The following is a 15718-nucleotide window of genomic DNA, read 5'->3' on the forward strand; positions in this document are numbered from 1 at the left end:
AGCCGGCCGGTCTTATCGTTCATCCGACGCACGGCCATTACACCGGGACGCTGGCGGGCGGCGTCGTCCATCATTGGCAGAAGCGCGGCGAGATCGTCCGCTTCCGTCCGGTTAACCGGCTGGACGAGCATACGTCGGGGCTGATCGCGATTGCCAAAAATCCGTATGTGCACCAGCAATTGTCGGAGCAGCACCGGAACGGCACGATTCGCAAAGTGTACCGCGCTTACGTATACGGCGTTCCGGATCCGCCGGCAGGCACCGTCGATGCGCCGATCGGACGGACGCCGGGCATGCCGCATGTGCGAACCGTGCTTCCGGAGGGCTACCCGTCCGTCACGCATTACGCGACCGAGGAGATATTCGGCGGCGGGCTGGCGGCGATGGTCAGACTGCGGCTGGAGACGGGGCGCACGCACCAAATTCGCGTGCATATGAAGCATATCGGCTGTCCGCTTATCGGGGATGGAATGTATGGACCGGAAGAAGGACGCAAAGTTCCCGGATGGGAGGAAGCGGCCGGCCGCCAGGCGCTGCATGCGGAGACGCTCGGCTTGCTCCATCCCGTCAGACGGGAGCGGATGGAATGGACGTCGCCCTTGCCGCCGGAGCTGGCTGCGCTTGAGTCGCGGTTGCGGCAAGCCAACGACGTGCCGGCCAACGCACCGGCCGACTCGCCGGCCGACTCGCCGGCCAACGCACCGGCCGACTCGCCGGCCGACTCGCCGTAGATTTTGTAAGGAGTGCTGATACGAATGAAACTGCAAGTTATTCATTACCCGAAATGCGGCACCTGCCGCAAAGCGGTCAAATGGCTGCAGGAGCAGGGGCATCAACTGGAGCTGCGGCATATCGTCGAGGATCCGCCGACGGCGGAGGAGCTGCGGAAGGTAGCCGCTATGAGCGGTCTGGAAGTGAAAAAGCTGTTCAATACGTCCGGAGAAGTGTACAAATCGCTCGGCTTGAAGGACAAGCTGCCCGGCATGACGGAACAGGAGCAGCTCAAGCTGCTCGCCTCCAACGGCATGCTGGTCAAACGGCCGATCGTAACGGACGGCGCTAGGGCAACCGTCGGCTTCAAGGAAGACGAGTTCTCGAAGGTGTGGAGCAAATGAGCGAGCGGCTGACTAACGCGTCCGCAGGCGAGGACGCTGCGCAAGGCCGGTGGCGCTCCAGCCGTCTGCCGCAGCTCGGCTCCTCCATTTTTGCCGAGGTCGCGGGCTGGAAAGCGGAAGCTTTGCGCAAGGGGCTCGACTTGATCGACCTTGGCATCGGCAGCCCGGACCGTCCGCCGACGGACTCGGTCCGGGAGACGCTTGCCGCAGCCGCGCTGCGGACGGATGCTTACGGCTATCCGTCATCGGCAGGCAGCATTGCCTTTCGCCGGCAGGCTGCCGAATGGATGCAGCGAAGATTCGGCGTAACGGTCGATCCGGAGCGCGAATTGCTGACGCTGATGGGGTCCCAGGACGGCCTTGCCCATTTGGCGCTCGCGGTAACCGATCCCGGCGATGTGGCGCTTGTGCCCGATCCGGGCTATCCGATCTATGCGGCATCGCTCGCGCTGGCCGGCGTTACGCCTTATTTTTTGCCGTTGCGGGCAGATAACGGCTTCCTGCCGGATTTGGACGCCGTGCCAGGCAACATCTGGCGGAAGGCCAAGTTCATGCTGCTCAATTTTCCGGCGAATCCGGTTGCCGCCACGGCCGATCTCACGTTCTTCGAACGTGCGGCGGCGCTGGCGCGCAAGCACGGCGTGCTGATCGTGCACGATCTGGCCTATTCGGAAATGGGCTTCGACGGCTACCGGCCGCCGAGCATCTTGGAAGTGCCCGGCGCGGCCGACATTGCGGTCGAATTTCATTCGCTGTCCAAAAGCTTCAACATGGCCGGCTGCCGCATCGGCTTTCTTGCCGGCAATGCGGGGGCGGTCGGCGCGCTGAAGGAATTGAAGGCCAATATCGATTACGGCGTATTCGAAGCGGTGCAGGAGGCCGGAATTGCCGCGCTGAAGGAAGGCATTGCGGCGCTGGAAGCCGGCCGTCCGGGCGTTTCGGAAATCTACGAGCGGCGAAGAAACGCCTTTTTGCGGCAGCTGAGAGCCGAGGGCTGGGACGTGCCCGCCCCGAAAGCGACGATGTTCGTATGGGCGCCGCTGCCGTTCCGCGGCGAAGAAACCGGAGACCGCCGGACGTCGCGGGTTATCGCCAAGGAAATGCTGGAGGAGACGGGCGTAGCCGTCATTCCGGGAGACGCCTTCGGCCGGGAAGGAGAAGGTTACGTTCGCATTGCGCTCGTGGAGGAGCCGGAACGGCTTGCGGAAGCCGCGCGCCGGATCGGAGCGTTTATCCGCAACCGCGTACGATAGCGCCGCATGATGGGGAGAGGGGAAATAGCAATGAATGATGGGAAGCCGGAAGATCCGTTCGCAAACCGGCTGTTGCTTGTTGACGGCATGGCCATTCTGTTCCGCGCCTATTACGCGACCGCCTATGCCGGCGGCATACGGCGGACGAGCACAGGGGTGCCGGTCAATGCGGTGCACGGCTTTGTCCGATATTTCATGAACGCGGTCGGCACGTTTCGGCCGACGCATGTCGCCTGCTGCTGGGATACGGGAGGCGGCACGTTCCGTTCGGAGCAGTTTGCGGATTATAAGATGAACCGGCCGGAAGCGCCGATCGATCTAGTGCCGCAATTCGATCTCGTTAAGGAAGTGGTGGAAAGCTTCGGCGTCCCGAATGTCGAGTATGCCGGGTTCGAGGCGGACGATTGCATCGGCACGCTGGCGAGGCGCCACTGTCCGACGGCTGACGTGTTCGTGCTGACGGGCGACCAGGATTTGCTGCAGCTCGTCGACGACCGGATTGCCGTCGTCTTGATGATGAAGGGGCAGGGCAATTATAAGGTCTATACGCCGCAGACGCTGATGGAGGAACGTCAGCTGACGCCGCGGCAAATTATCGATGTGAAGGCGCTGATGGGAGATGCCAGCGACAATTATCCCGGCGTTCGGGGGATCGGCGAGAAGACGGCGCTCAAGTTGATCCGGCAGTATGAGTCGGTGGAAGGGCTGCTGGAGCGGCTGCATGAGCTGTCCGGATCGGTGCGCGCCAAAATCGAAGCGGACCTGGACATGCTCCATCTGTCGCGCAAATTGGCGACGATCCGGTGCAATGTGCCGGTATCGCTGGAGCTGCGCGATTGTCTCTGGGCTGTCGACCGGAACGCTGTCGAACGCAAGTTCGAGGAGCTCGAATTCGGAGGATTGGCGAAGCTGATCGTATAAATGGTTATGATCGGAAACAAACGAAAAAGACAACGCCGGGGCTGTCCGATGCCTCGCGTTGTCTTTTTCGTTCCGTTAGGGCTCTTCCTCTGTTTTCGGAGCGGAGTCGTCGTCCGGATACTGCCGTTCCATGCCGTCGTGCAATTGGCGATTCTCGTATCCGAACGGATTGGCGCTCCGCTGATCGATCCGCCACGGTTTGCTTTTGCCGAGCGTTTCGGTCGGCAGCGGCGACTCATACGCCCCTTCCGGAAATTCCTCCGCCGTCAGATCGTTGCGCTGGGACTCTACCGTGGACAGATCGGTATATCGCTTGCGGTTTTCATCTTTGAAACCGTCCATGGGACACCTCCACGTCATGCCGGCCTTGCAAGGGCCGGTTTACGCTGTTAGCTTCCCCGGATTAATCGGTAAAATTCACCGTTCCGACCACCAAATACAAAAATTGCGATAATTCCTGCGCTTCTTCTTCGGTCAGGTTGAACGTATATTCCAAATATCCTTCTTCTTCGAGATCGTCGGGACCGATGATCGCCGTCTTGCCGGCCTGCAGATCGGTCACCAGCTTTTTGCCGTAAAACCGGTTTGTCGTCGTGATCGCCAGGTCGAACCGCTTCAGACTGGGCCCGATAAAGGTAACGAATCGGGTAGACGTCTCCTCCGTGCTGTCGGACATAAAATCATAATCGGGCAGTATCATGGCCAGACCTCCGCATCGTCGTTTTCGCTTTATTATACACAAGAATACACTTGCCATAAAGCGGCGATCGTGATAGCATGGAATTAACCGAATATTCGTTCGTGAGGAAGCACCTCTTTTGCTGTTTTGCAGAAGGGGTGCTTTTTTGCGTTCGACATTCGGAATAATCGCACCGGAGGTGCTTTGCGAATGAATTTCGTGTTTTTGAATACGTTTGAGAGACAGCTCGGGGACAGCCGGGTCCGCTGTGCGTATCTGTCCATCTGCGAACGGGAAGGGATATGGGCCGTTCAATGGACGGAGGAAGAGGACATGCAGCAGAAGCCGGTTGAAACCTGGTACGAAGGCCCGTCGTGGGAAGAAATGCTCATGGCCTTCCGGCATGGCGTGGCCGGACGCATGGTGCAAGGCTATACGCCCGTCATTGACGGAATGCTGGACGAACGGCGCGCCTATGCCGGAAGCAAAGTCAGTCTGCTGCAGTGCTATGGGGAGATGCATGCGGACAAGGAGTTGTTCGACGAGCTTCGGGAATGGCGGCGGGCCAGAGCGGCCGCCGAGAAGAAATCCGCCTATCTCATCGCCAATAACCGGATGTTGTGGATGATCAGCGCCTTCGTGCCCCATACGGCGGAAGAACTGATGCAAATTCCCGGCTGGGGAGAGGCGAAGCAATCCGCATACGGCGCGGAGGTGCTGAAGCTGACGGTCAAATACGAACAGCGGAAGCCGTTCCCGCTCGACTGGGTGGCGGACGAGATCGACGCCGACACGCTCTCGGCATGGCGGTACAGGCAGAAGCAGAGCAAATTCAAGCAGCAGATGGACCGCCACCAGGAGAAACGGCGGATATTGGAAGGAATACGGGAAGGAAGCACGCTGGACGAGCTGGCGGCGAAGCTTGATATTCCGCGCCGCGAGCTGATGGAGCGAATCGAGCAGCTGGAGCGCGAGGGCTATGACCTGGAGCCGCTTGTCGCCCGGGAACTGGCCGGCATGCCGGAAGAAGAGCAGCGGCAAGTATGGGAAGCGCTCGGTTCGATCGGCGACCGTTACTTGAAGCCGGTACTGCATCGGGTTTACGGCGAAGAAGGCGCGGCAGGCAAACCGCTGGACATCATGTACGACCGTCTGCGGCTCATCCGCATCCGCTTTCGGCGTGAGGGGAAGGAGGAAGCGATTTAGGCTGCGGACCTGTGCCGGCTCTGCCGATCATCCGGACGATTTTTACTATTGCAATACAGGGACTTTAGAATCATATTAGTTCTATTAAAGAATTAGTTCTAAAGAATCAATCCTGTTTCGATTAGTATACTTGTCCTAAACCATCCGTTATAATTGGGGCAGACAATATGTGAAACCGGACATAAGGGGAGAATCTTGTGAAAGCCGAGTACATCAATCCGTTTCTCGAGTCTGCCAAAATCGTCATCGAACAGATCGTGCGCATCAGGCCGGCCACAGGCAAATTGGGCTTGAAAGATATTTTATATGTCGAAAATGATATCTGGGTTCATATCGGCTTGAACGGACAATTGAACGGCGATATTATGCTCGGTTTGAACAAAGAAGTGGCGCTGCGCATCGTATCCGCCATGATGGGCGGATTCGCCGTTTCCGAACTGGACGAAATCGGAAGAAGCGCCATTTCGGAGCTTGGAAACATGATTGGCGGAAATGCCAGCACCATCCTGTACAACCAGGGCGTCGAGGTCGATATTACGCCTCCGCAAGTGCTGAGCGCCGCCCAATCGACGGCATTCCGGCATCAAAAAGCGATGACCGTTCCGCTGATCATGGAGGGCATCGGCGAGCTCGATATTCAAGTTCTGATCGCGTCTTGACAGAAAAGCGGCTTCTCCACCGGGAGGCCTCTTTTTTTTGCGCGGAAAACCGTTTTGAAGTACACTTGGAACAGGTGATGGCGATGTTGAAAGGAAAAATCGTGCTCATTACAGGCGCTTCCAGCGGCATCGGCGCCGAGACGGCGAGGCGTCTGGCCCGCAAGGGAGCGGTGCCGGTGCTGACCGGACGAAATGCCGGCCGCCTCGAGCAGGTCGTCAAGGAGATCGGGAATGACTGCGCCTTTTACATACTGGACGTTACAAATCAGGCGCAGGTGGAGGAAACGGTCGGTCGGGTCATCGCGCGATACGGCCGGATCGACGTTCTGCTCAACAATGCGGGCTTCGGCCGGTTCGAGCCGTTCGCGGACGCGCCGCTGCGCCATTTCGAAGAGATGATGGACACGAATTATATGGGCGTCGTGCGCTGCACGAAGGCGGTTCTGCCCTACATGACGGCCCGCGGGGAAGGGCATATCGTGAACGTGGCCTCGATGGCGGGCAAGATCGCCACGCCCAAATCGACCGGCTACAGCGCCTCCAAGCATGCGGTTCTCGGACTGACCAATGCGCTGCGCATGGAGCTTCGGGGCAGCGGTATTGCGGTATCGGCTGTCAATCCGGGACCGATCGATACGCCTTTCTTCGAGCAGGCCGATCCCGGCGGCCAATACGTGAACAATGTGCGCTGGCTGATGATGACGCCGGAGCGGGTCGCGGACGAGATCGTACGCGTGATCGAGCGCCGCAAGGCCGAAAAGGACTTGCCGGGGATAGCGGCTGCGGGCATCAGGCTGTATCAGCTGTTTCCGCGTCTGGCCGACCGGTTGGCGGGACGATGGTTGAACCGAAAGTAGCAGTCCAAGCAGCAGTCCAAGATTAGAACGATACGGCAACGAGAATTGAGGGATATTATGTCAGGTGAATGGATGAAACTGGGGATTCGGCAGCGATTGGCACAGCAGCTGGAAGAAGAGGGACTCGGCGAGCCGACGCCCGTTCAGCGCGAAGCGCTGCCGCCGCTGCTGGCAGGCCGCGATGTGACGGCGCGTTCAGGAACGGGAACGGGTAAAACGCTGGCGTATCTGCTTCCCTTGCTGGAGAAGATCGATCCGGCCCGTCCCGTACCGCAGGCCGTCGTCATATCGCCTACGCAGGAGCTGGCGATGCAGATCGTACGCGTGGCGGAACGGTACGGAAAGCCGCTCGGCATTCGCGCGCTGCCGCTTATCGGCGGGGCTTCGTTGAGCCGCCAGGTGGAGCGGTTGAAGACGCATCCGCAACTGGTTATCGGCACTCCCGGCAGATTGTACGAACTGGTGACGATTCGGAAGCTGAAGCTGCACGAAGTGCGGGCGGTCGTCGTAGACGAAGCCGATCAGGTATTCGCGCTCGGATCGCCGAAGGAAGTCGAAGCGCTGTTCGGAGCGATGCTGCGGGATCGGCAGATCGCTTTCTTCTCGGCGACGCTTCCTGGTCCGATGGCCGAGGTGGAAAGACAATGGATGAACGACCCTGTGCGGATCGATATCGATCCCAAGCAGCGGGTGGCGGCCGGCGTCGATCACTGGTATGTCATAAGCGACAAACGCGACAAGCCTGATACGGTCCGCCGCTTGCTCCATGCGCTGCGGCCGTCCTCGGCGCTGTTGTTTCTCAACAACACCAACGAGATCGCCAATTGGGAAGCGAAGCTCAGATTCGAAGGGTTTACAGTCGAAACACTGTACGGCGACGCGGACAAGCAGAAGCGGGCGGCGACGCTGGAACGTTTTCGGTCCGGCCGCTGCCGCCTGCTGCTTGCCACGGACGTCGCCGCCCGCGGACTCGATATCGAAGGGCTGCCGCTCGTCGTGCAGATCGATCCGGCGCTCGATGCCGACCGATATATACACCGGGCCGGCCGTACCGGACGAATGGGGAAACCGGGAACGGTCGTAACGGTCATTACGCCGCAGGAGCGGTTCATTATGGACAAGTTCGGCAAGCAGCTCGGAATCGGGCTGGAGGAACGGGTGATCTATAAAGGCAGGCTGTGGAAGCCGAACGATCCCGAGGTGCGCGGGTCGAGGCGGGGCGGGGCGGCCGGGGAAGCGCGCGGAGGCGCGGTTCGGAAGCTGGCCGGGGAAGCGCGTGGAGGCGCGGTCGGTCCGAAGCCGGCCGGGAACGCGCGTGCCGGAACGGTTCCGAAGTCCGCCGCGCCGTCGAAGGCGAAGGAGAAGCAGAAGCGCGATCGCGATCGCGATCGCAAAGACAAAGGCGCGCCTCGATGGCTGAAATCGAAGCGCCAGGGCGAAAGCTAGACGGACGGCGAAGGATCGCAACAAACGCAGACGAAAGCAAATGGTAAAAGCGGGGTGACGATCGTGACGGAGCCGGTATTGGACATCGAACATTTGACAGGCGGATACAGCCCGCGGCGTCCGGTCCTGCACGACATATCGTTTCGGGTCAATGCGGGTGAAATGATCGGTCTGATCGGGCTGAACGGCGCCGGCAAAAGTACGACTATCAAGCATATTCTCGGCCTTATGAGGCCGCATAAAGGCTCGATCAAGGTCAAGGGACGTACGCTGGACGAGCAGCCCGAGTCGTATCGCGCCGCCTTTGCGTATGTGCCGGAAACGCCGGTGCTGTTCGATGAACTGACGGTGGAGGAGCATCTCAGGCTGACCGGAATGGCTTACGGTATCGGCGAACGCGATTACGAGGCGAGAAGCGCCGAGCTGATCGGGCAGTTCCAGATGGAGGCGAAGCGGGGCGCGTTCGCTTCCCATCTGTCGAAGGGTATGAAACAGAAGGTCATGATTATGAATGCGCTTCTGGCGGAGCCGGCGCTGTATATTATCGATGAACCGTTCCTCGGTCTGGACCCGCTCGGCATTCGCTCGCTGCTCGAGCGCCTCGTCGAAGTGAAAAGGCGGGGAGCGGCGATTTTGATGAGTTCCCATATTTTGTCGACCGTGGAGGCGTACTGCGACCGGTATGTCGTGCTGCATCACGGCCGAATTGCGGCGCAAGGGGGATTGAATGATATTCAGGAAGCGGCGGGCATGCGCGGGGCTTCGCTGGAGGACGCGTTCTTCAAGCTGGTGACGGAAGGGGCATCCCGATGAAACGGTCGCTTGCGGCGATATGGAACGCCCGATTCGTCGCATTCGCGCGCGAAACACGGCCGTATTTCCGGTATATGTCGATGAGCGGTTTTCCCGCCGTGTTCGTCCTGCTTCTCATCGTCGCTTCTATCGGTTATATGCAGCTTCTGGAGCAAGTGCCGCCGGATTTCCCGTTCGCGACGATCGGCGTTGTCCTGTTCACGCCGCTCGTCAGCTGGAGCCCTTTACGCACGTGGCTGCGGCCGCCCGACATCGTCTTTCTTTCCAGGCGGGAAGCGGAAATGGGCGAATATATAGCGAAATCCGCGATCTATAACCTGATCCCCGGCGCGCTGCTTGCGCTTATCGGACTCGCGCTGTACTGGCCGATTTATCGCCATGGCCCGGGCATGAGCGGAGTCTGGACGCTTGCCGCGGCGCTACCGGCGATGAAAGCGGCGAATGCGGCGGTCGCCTGGCAGGAGCGGCGGATGGCGTGGCCGGCCGCCCGCCGCGTCAGCCGCCTGCTGCGCTGGACTTTGACGGCGGCGGCCATTGCCCTTTTTCTCGTGCAGAAGCCCTGGAAAGCGTGGCTGTTTGCGGCTTTGGCCTGCGCAACGGGCATGCTGGCCGTCAAGCTGGCGCAGCGGTTTCGCTTTCCGTGGGAACGGCTCATTGCCGAGGAAAGGCGGACGATACGGAGATACTACGCTTTTTTCAGCATGTTCATCGACGTTCCGACGTTAGATTCGCCGGCAGCGCCGAGACGTTACCTGTCCTGGATCACGAAACGGGTGCCCTACCGTCCGGACACCGCCTTCGTTTATCTTTACGCGCATACGTTCATTCGTACGGAAATCGGAGGAATCGTCATTCGCCTCGTTCTTGTGGGGGCGTCGGCCATTGTCGTGTTCGGAAGCGGCGAATGGCTCGGCGGCTGGTTGGCGGCGGCCGTATATTTTGCCTTTGTCGGGATGATCGGCATGCAGGTCGGCACTTTGCCCCTGGTGCACCGCCATACCGTCTGGCGGCATGTTTACCCGCTGCCCGCCGCCGATCGGATTCGTTCGCTGCTGGCCGTCGATCGCGCCGCGATGGTGGCGGCTAGCGTCCTGCTTTGGCTCCCGGCGGCGTTCGTTCTGTTGCCCCAGAAGCTTTTCGCTCAAGCATTTGCGCCGCTTGCTCTGGCCGAGCTGTACATCCTGCTTATCCGGCCGGGGAGGCTGAAACGGAAAATAGCGGCGGAATCGGACAGCCTGTCCGATTAACCGGAAAATGCGCGTCGTCACGCGGCTTAACCGTATGCGGTTAGCCGCGTTTCTTTCTTTTTTATTAACCTTTTCTATGATTTTCTTCAGCTTTTTTTATCTCGCAATTAACTTTTTCCCTTCACCATATTGGACAGAGGTCGAACAAAATATGGAATGGAAAGCAAGGAATTGGCGATGAACGAGATATTGAATGTGCATGTCGTCTACGGCGGGAAATCCGCCGAACATGAAGTGTCGCTCAAGACGGCGCTCAATGTGCTGAACCGAATGGACAAGCGAAAATACAACGTTTACCCGGTCTACATTACGAGACATGGGATATGGCGCATGCTTCCGCGGCTCGACCACGCGCTGGCAAGCACAGCCGAGCTGGAAACGGAAGCGGGACCGGCCGACGGCAATGCCGCGGCTTCCATGGGGAACTGGTTGACCCGGCGTCTTGCCGAAAACGGGCCGCATCTTGTGTTCCCGGTCATTCACGGCACTTGCGGGGAAGACGGTACGCTGCAGGGAATGCTGGAGCTCGCCGATGTCCCTTATGTAGGCAACGGCGTCCTGGCGTCGGCTGCGGGCATGGACAAAGTGATGATGAAACGGATTTTGACCGGAGCGGGCATCCCGCAAGTCGAATATGAGCAATTGCTCCGCCATGAATGGGAGCAGCGGGAAACGGCATGCTGCGATGCGCTGGAACGTACGATCGGCTATCCTTGCTACGTCAAGCCGGCGAACCTCGGCTCGAGCATCGGCATCCGCCGCTGCGCCGATCGGGACGAGCTGCTGCTGGCGATCGGCCACGCCTTCCGTTATGACCGGAAAATCATCATCGAGAAGGAAGCGGCCGGACGGGAGGTGCAGCTGGCCGTTCTCGGCAACGATCGGCCGATCTGCTCGGTTGCAGGCGAGTTTGCAAGAGAACCCGGCTTCTTCGATTATTACAAAAAATATGAGGCCGGAAACCTGGTACAGCGCATACCGGCGCAATTGGCCGGTAGTCTCCGCGAGCAACTGCGCGAATACGCGCTGCAAGCGTACCGGCTCCTTGACGGCAGCGGGCTTATGCGGATCGACTTTTTCGTGACGGATCAAGGGGAAATCTATTTGAACGAAGTCAACACGCTGCCGGGATTTACGCCGATCAGCATGTTTCCGGCGCTGTGGGAGAAAACCGACGGCACGACCTATGCCGAACTGATCGACAAGCTGATCGGGCTGGCGCTCGAACGGCATGAACAGAAGCGCAAAATCCGCTATGGGAGGGAAGACGTATGATGGAACGGACAATCGAACAGATCGCCGGCATGATCGGCGCGGAAGCGCCGGCCGGGGATGCCGGCCGGACTGTCGTAAAGGGCGTGTCGATCGATACCCGCAGCATCCTGCGGGACAATCTGTTCGTCCCGATTCAGGGCCCGCGCTTCAACGGTCACGAATATGCGGCCGAAGCGTTCCGGAAAGGAGCGGCCGCAGCGCTCTGGCAGAAGGACGAGCCCGATCCGCCCGCCCATCTGCCGCTGCTGTACGTCGACGATACGGTGAAAGCGCTCGGACGTTTGGCGCAAGCGTACCGGAGCCAGCTCAAGACGAAAGTGATCGGCATTACCGGCAGCAACGGCAAGACGTCGACCAAAGACATTCTCGCCGCCATACTCGGCACGACATACCGGACGCAGAAGACGATCGGCAACCTGAACAATCACCTCGGCGTTCCGCTTACTTTGCTGCGGCTGGACGAAGATACCGAGATGGCCGTCGTGGAGATGGGCATGTCCGGACTCGGCGAGATTGCCGCGCTATCCGCGATGGCGCAGCCCGACGTCGCCATCATTACGAGCGTGAGCGAAGTGCATCTGGGCGACTTGCCGACGCGGGAGGATATTGCGGAGGCGAAGCTGGAAATCGCCGGAAGTTTGAAGCCGGACGGGCTGTTCGTCTACAATGCGGACAACCCGCTGCTCCTCGAGCGACTGGCGCATAAAAATGTCGCCTGCCGGATGGTGTCGTTCGGCCAATCGGAGCAGCATGATTGGCATCCCCTTGCCTATACGCCCGACGAGCGCGGCATCGCCTTTACGATATCCGATCCGGCATGTCCGGAGCTGTATTTGAACCTGCTGGGCAAGCATCAGATGATCAACGCGCTGGCGGCGATCGCCGCGGCCCGTCACTTTGGCGTCTCTTATGACAACATCAGGCGGGCTTTGCGTCATGTCGAAGCGACAGGCATGCGCAACGAGCCGATCCGGATCGGCGGCTTCACGGTCATTAACGACGTCTACAAGTCCAATCCGACCAGCGTCCGGGCCGCGCTTGACACGCTTTATGCCATGCCGGCGCATAAACGCAAAATCGTCGTGCTCGGGGATATGGTCGAGCTGGGGGAAGAAACGGAAGCGTTCCATCGGGAAATCGGCGCCGAGCTCGATCCTTCGCGGATCGACCGGCTGTTCACCGTCGGTTCGATGTCCCGTCTCATCGCCGAAGAGGCAAGAAAGCATTTTCCGGAGGATCGGGTCACGGTCTGTCTCGATCACGCGCAGCTGGTTTCGCAATTGAAGGAGGCGGTCTCGGACGATTGCATCGTGCTGATCAAAGGGTCGCGCTCGCTGCAGCTGGAGCAGCCGATCGAGACGCTTCGGGAGGAGCTGGGGGCGCCGTGAAAGCCGTGAAAACCGTGAAAACCGTGGAAAATAGATCGAAAGGCGTCGAGCTTTCCTATCAGACTTGGGCGGAAGTTCATCTGGACCGGATTGAGCGGAACGCTCGGACGATCCGCAGCCGCTTGCCCGCAGGATGCAAAATGATGGCGGTCGTCAAGGCGGACGGTTACGGCCACGGAGCGGTTCAGGCAGCGGCCGCAGCGATCCGGGCGGGAGCGGACGAACTCGCGGTCAGCCGGCTGGACGAAGCCGTCCGTCTGCGTCAAAACGGCATCGATGTCCCGATCTTGACGCTCGGTCCGATTGCGCCGCGGGAAGCGGATATCGCCGCCGAGCATCAAATTGCGGTTCCCGTCTTTCAAGCGGAATGGCTGCGCGACATGCGGGAGAGCCGGACGTCGCCGAAGCCGCTGCCCGTTCATATCAAGATGGACACCGGCATGGGACGTATCGGCATCCGTACGAAGCGCGAGTTCGAGGAAATGCTGCCTTTGCTTGCGGCCGGCGGCATCGACGTGAAAGGGGTGTACACCCATCTCGCAACGGCGAATCAGGCGGACACCGGCTATTGCGAGAAGCAGCTGGCAAGGTTTGCGGAGATGAGGGGTTGGCTGGACGAAGCCGGCTACCGCGATGTAACCGCCCATTGCGCCAACAGCGCGGCGGCTCTGCGCGATCCGGTCTATGCGATGGACATGGTGCGGGTCGGCGCTTCCATCTTCGGCATTCATACATGCGATGAAGAGGTAAGGGGAAGGCACGGCGTTCCGCTGCTGCCGACGCTGTCCCTGCATACGACGATCATCCATGTCAAGCGCGTTGCCGCCGGCGAATGCATCGGATACGATCGCTCGTATACGGCGCAGGACGACGAGTGGATCGCGACCGTTCCGCTCGGCTACGGGGACGGCTGCTTCCGCGGCTACGCGGGGCTGGAGCTGCTCGTTGACGGCGAGCGGGCTCCCATTGTCGGCAACATCTGCATGGATCAGCTGATGATCCGGCTGCCCCGGCACTACCCGGTCGGCACGAAAGCGACGTTGATCGGCCGACAGCGGGACGAGGCCGTCACCCTGGACGATCTCGCCCGCCATATCGGCACGATTCCGCAGCAGGTGCTGCTCATGATTGCCGCCCGCGTGCCGAGAGTGTACTTGCGGGAATAACGGCTTACCCTTATTCCGACTCTCCGTTCAAGTAACGGAAGAACGGCTTGTCGACCCAGAACCGGTACGACTCCGCTTTGGCGTCGGGAGCCAGCCGCCGGAAGCCTTCCGCGACGGCGGCGGCATCGTCGTTCAGCGAGAACGACTGGACATAATAGCGGCCGTCGGAAAATTTGTTGTTCGTGATCACTTCGTAGTTATCCAGCTCGGTCAGCGAATAATAGAGCGGCTGCCACCACGAGCCGGCAAGCAGGTTCGGCTCGTCGTCGCTGTCCTTTTTCGCGTAGGCCGTTACGATCGCGTCGAATTTCTCTTTGTCGGCCGCCCGCTCGAACTCGAAGCTGATGTCGTATTCCTTGGCGTATGCGATATAATTGCCGTTTTCGATCTGTACGACTCGGTAATCTTCCGTTTCCTGCGGCTCTCCCCATTCCTTGAGATAGATGAAGGCGGACGTTTTCGGCTCGAACTGCACTTTGGCGTCGATATGTTCGCTTCGCAGCAGTCCGATCAGCTGAATCGCATGCTTCAAATTGTCATGGCTGTAGGTGAGCGAGAGCGACTGTACGAAGTTGGGGTCGAACCGCGAATCCTTCAGGTTGTATCCGGTCACCAAATTTTGTCTCAGCGCGGCGTCGGCCGCATCGCGCAGTTCGGGAGCGGCAATCAGACCGGATGAGGCATAGGCGGCGGTCAGTTTCGCTACAATGTCATGGTCGCTGACGTATCCGATATAACGTTTGTACTTGCCGTTGAAGGTTAAAATTTTGCCAAGCAGCGTCTCGATCAGCTCGGGAGAGGCAGGCTGGCCGGCGCCCGCGTAAAATTCACCGTAATATTCCGCGGGAAGAAGGCCGGTATCGACGGCGGCGGCAAGCTCTTTCGCCGCTTGCGGCGTCAGCGCCGCGGATTTGCGCTTCAGCTTGGCAAGAGCCCGGTCAATCTTCTCCTGCGGATATGTATTCGCCAGTTCCTGCAGGCCGGCAGCCTTGACAGCGACGAAGACAGCTGCGGCGGGCGTCAGCTTCTTCTCCGCGCCTACTGTATCGGCCGTCAGGACGCCCTGTTCATAGAGCGCGGCGGCAGCCGGATAGACGTCGTCGTCGGCGTTCAGATCGCGGAATGCCACCTCCGCCCCCGAATGCCGGGCGCCAAGCACGTCGGCGACGGACTCCAAATATTGTCCTTTCGTCGCAACGCCTTGATAATCGATGGCGTATTTCTCTTCCAGAAACAGGCTGTAATCCGCCGCATCCTCATAGGCCGAGGTCGCGGCTGCAGCCGCCGCCGGCACGGCGAGACCAGGCGAAGCCAGCAGCGCGGCGCCGACGGACAAGGCGATGAACGGTTTTGCCCAAGCGGTCCGGCGTTTTTTCACATTCCCACTCATATGATGTTCCTCCCCATGCTCCATATAATTGAATTCCGATGAGTAAAATAGGAATTAATCCATTGGATGCATCTTACAACCGAAGGCGGAACGTTGTCAATAGAAAAAAACAAGGGACGATCCCCAAAGGTCTTGAATGACCTGGGGATTGTCCCCTCTTTTTTGTCTTAGGAAAAAGTAACCGCTCTTTGGTAAATGGAAGTGGCGAGCCACCACCGGTGACCGCTGAAGCGCGGAATACTGCAAAAGTGCAGGATTTTTGCCCCTGACCGACGCTCTTGGCGGTAGTGTCAAGAAGTTTGT

General features: G+C 59.6%; 17 protein-coding genes. 13 read left to right on the top strand and 4 right to left on the bottom strand.

Annotated elements, in window-relative coordinates; translation table 11 throughout:
* The 4 genes from ABEV74_RS01510 to ABEV74_RS01525 form a co-directional block, all read left to right on the top strand.
* A partial coding sequence (locus ABEV74_RS01510) for an RluA family pseudouridine synthase (RefSeq protein WP_430142966.1) occupies positions 1–731 on the top strand: 731 nt, incomplete at its 5' end.
* A gap of 24 nt (positions 732–755) precedes the next feature.
* The gene (locus ABEV74_RS01515; RefSeq protein ID WP_213530303.1) at positions 756–1115 is read left to right on the top strand and encodes an arsenate reductase family protein; all 360 of its coding nucleotides are present in this window, start codon (positions 756–758) and stop codon (positions 1113–1115) included.
* Positions 1112–2368, top strand: coding sequence for an aminotransferase class I/II-fold pyridoxal phosphate-dependent enzyme (locus ABEV74_RS01520; protein ID WP_430142968.1), 1257 nt, complete (start codon positions 1112–1114; stop codon positions 2366–2368). Before ABEV74_RS01515 ends, ABEV74_RS01520 begins: the two co-directional genes overlap by 4 nt.
* Before the next feature lie 30 nt (positions 2369–2398).
* Positions 2399–3289, top strand: coding sequence for a 5'-3' exonuclease (locus ABEV74_RS01525; RefSeq protein ID WP_430142970.1), 891 nt, complete (start codon positions 2399–2401; stop codon positions 3287–3289).
* A gap of 75 nt (positions 3290–3364) precedes the next feature.
* On the opposite strand, the gene ABEV74_RS01530 is transcribed toward ABEV74_RS01525, so the two are convergent.
* On the bottom strand, positions 3365–3631 hold the full coding sequence (locus ABEV74_RS01530; RefSeq protein ID WP_062494836.1) for a hypothetical protein: 267 nt from the start codon (positions 3629–3631) through the stop codon (positions 3365–3367).
* A gap of 61 nt (positions 3632–3692) precedes the next feature.
* The gene (locus ABEV74_RS01535) at positions 3693–3989 is read right to left on the bottom strand and encodes a DUF3055 domain-containing protein (protein ID WP_213530307.1); all 297 of its coding nucleotides are present in this window, start codon (positions 3987–3989) and stop codon (positions 3693–3695) included.
* A 189-nt stretch (positions 3990–4178) separates the two neighbouring features.
* Between ABEV74_RS01535 and ABEV74_RS01540 the strand changes: the two genes are divergently transcribed.
* From ABEV74_RS01540 to alr, 9 genes are all read left to right on the top strand, one after another.
* Positions 4179–5174 (top strand): HRDC domain-containing protein, encoded by a 996-nt coding sequence (locus tag ABEV74_RS01540; RefSeq protein ID WP_430142971.1) that lies wholly within the window; start codon positions 4179–4181, stop codon positions 5172–5174.
* A gap of 197 nt (positions 5175–5371) precedes the next feature.
* Entirely contained in the window at positions 5372–5833 is a 462-nt protein-coding gene (locus ABEV74_RS01545; protein WP_062494832.1) for a chemotaxis protein CheX, read from the top strand.
* Positions 5834–5916: 83 nt separating this feature from the next.
* Positions 5917–6690, top strand: a complete 774-nt coding sequence (locus ABEV74_RS01550) for an SDR family NAD(P)-dependent oxidoreductase (protein ID WP_062494830.1) — start codon at positions 5917–5919, stop codon at positions 6688–6690.
* Between the two features lie 72 nt (positions 6691–6762).
* A complete protein-coding gene (locus ABEV74_RS01555; protein ID WP_430142972.1) occupies positions 6763–8136 on the top strand; it encodes a DEAD/DEAH box helicase in 1374 nt (457 codons plus the stop codon).
* Between the two features lie 63 nt (positions 8137–8199).
* Positions 8200–8949 carry an ABC transporter ATP-binding protein gene (locus ABEV74_RS01560; RefSeq protein ID WP_213530319.1) on the top strand — a complete coding sequence of 250 codons (750 nt, stop codon included), beginning with the start codon at positions 8200–8202 and terminating at the stop codon, positions 8947–8949.
* Positions 8946–10196: an ABC transporter permease gene (locus tag ABEV74_RS01565; RefSeq protein ID WP_430142974.1), complete on the top strand. Its 1251-nt coding sequence runs from the start codon at positions 8946–8948 to the stop codon at positions 10194–10196. The genes ABEV74_RS01560 and ABEV74_RS01565 overlap by 4 nt, the downstream gene beginning before the upstream one ends.
* 177 nt (positions 10197–10373) lie before the next feature.
* Entirely contained in the window at positions 10374–11471 is a 1098-nt protein-coding gene (locus ABEV74_RS01570) for a D-alanine--D-alanine ligase (protein ID WP_430142975.1), read from the top strand.
* Entirely contained in the window at positions 11468–12859 is a 1392-nt protein-coding gene (locus ABEV74_RS01575; RefSeq protein WP_430142977.1) for a UDP-N-acetylmuramoyl-tripeptide--D-alanyl-D-alanine ligase, read from the top strand. Before ABEV74_RS01570 ends, ABEV74_RS01575 begins: the two co-directional genes overlap by 4 nt.
* Complete coding sequence (gene alr, locus ABEV74_RS01580) at positions 12856–14025, top strand: alanine racemase (protein ID WP_430142978.1); 1170 nt, start codon at positions 12856–12858, stop codon at positions 14023–14025. The genes ABEV74_RS01575 and alr overlap by 4 nt, the downstream gene beginning before the upstream one ends.
* A gap of 10 nt (positions 14026–14035) precedes the next feature.
* Here the strand turns inward: alr and ABEV74_RS01585 are convergent, their stop codons facing one another.
* Positions 14036–15415: a hypothetical protein gene (locus ABEV74_RS01585; RefSeq protein ID WP_430142979.1), complete on the bottom strand. Its 1380-nt coding sequence runs from the start codon at positions 15413–15415 to the stop codon at positions 14036–14038.
* Positions 15416–15488: 73 nt separating this feature from the next.
* Positions 15489–15718, bottom strand: a 230-nt coding sequence (locus tag ABEV74_RS01590; protein ID WP_430142980.1) for a hypothetical protein, incomplete at its 5' end; no start/stop codon positions are given.

Origin of the sequence: Paenibacillus cisolokensis, from assembly GCF_050481165.1 — a bacterium.
GTDB classification, from domain to species: Bacteria; Bacillota; Bacilli; order Paenibacillales; family Paenibacillaceae; genus Paenibacillus_AH; species Paenibacillus_AH cisolokensis.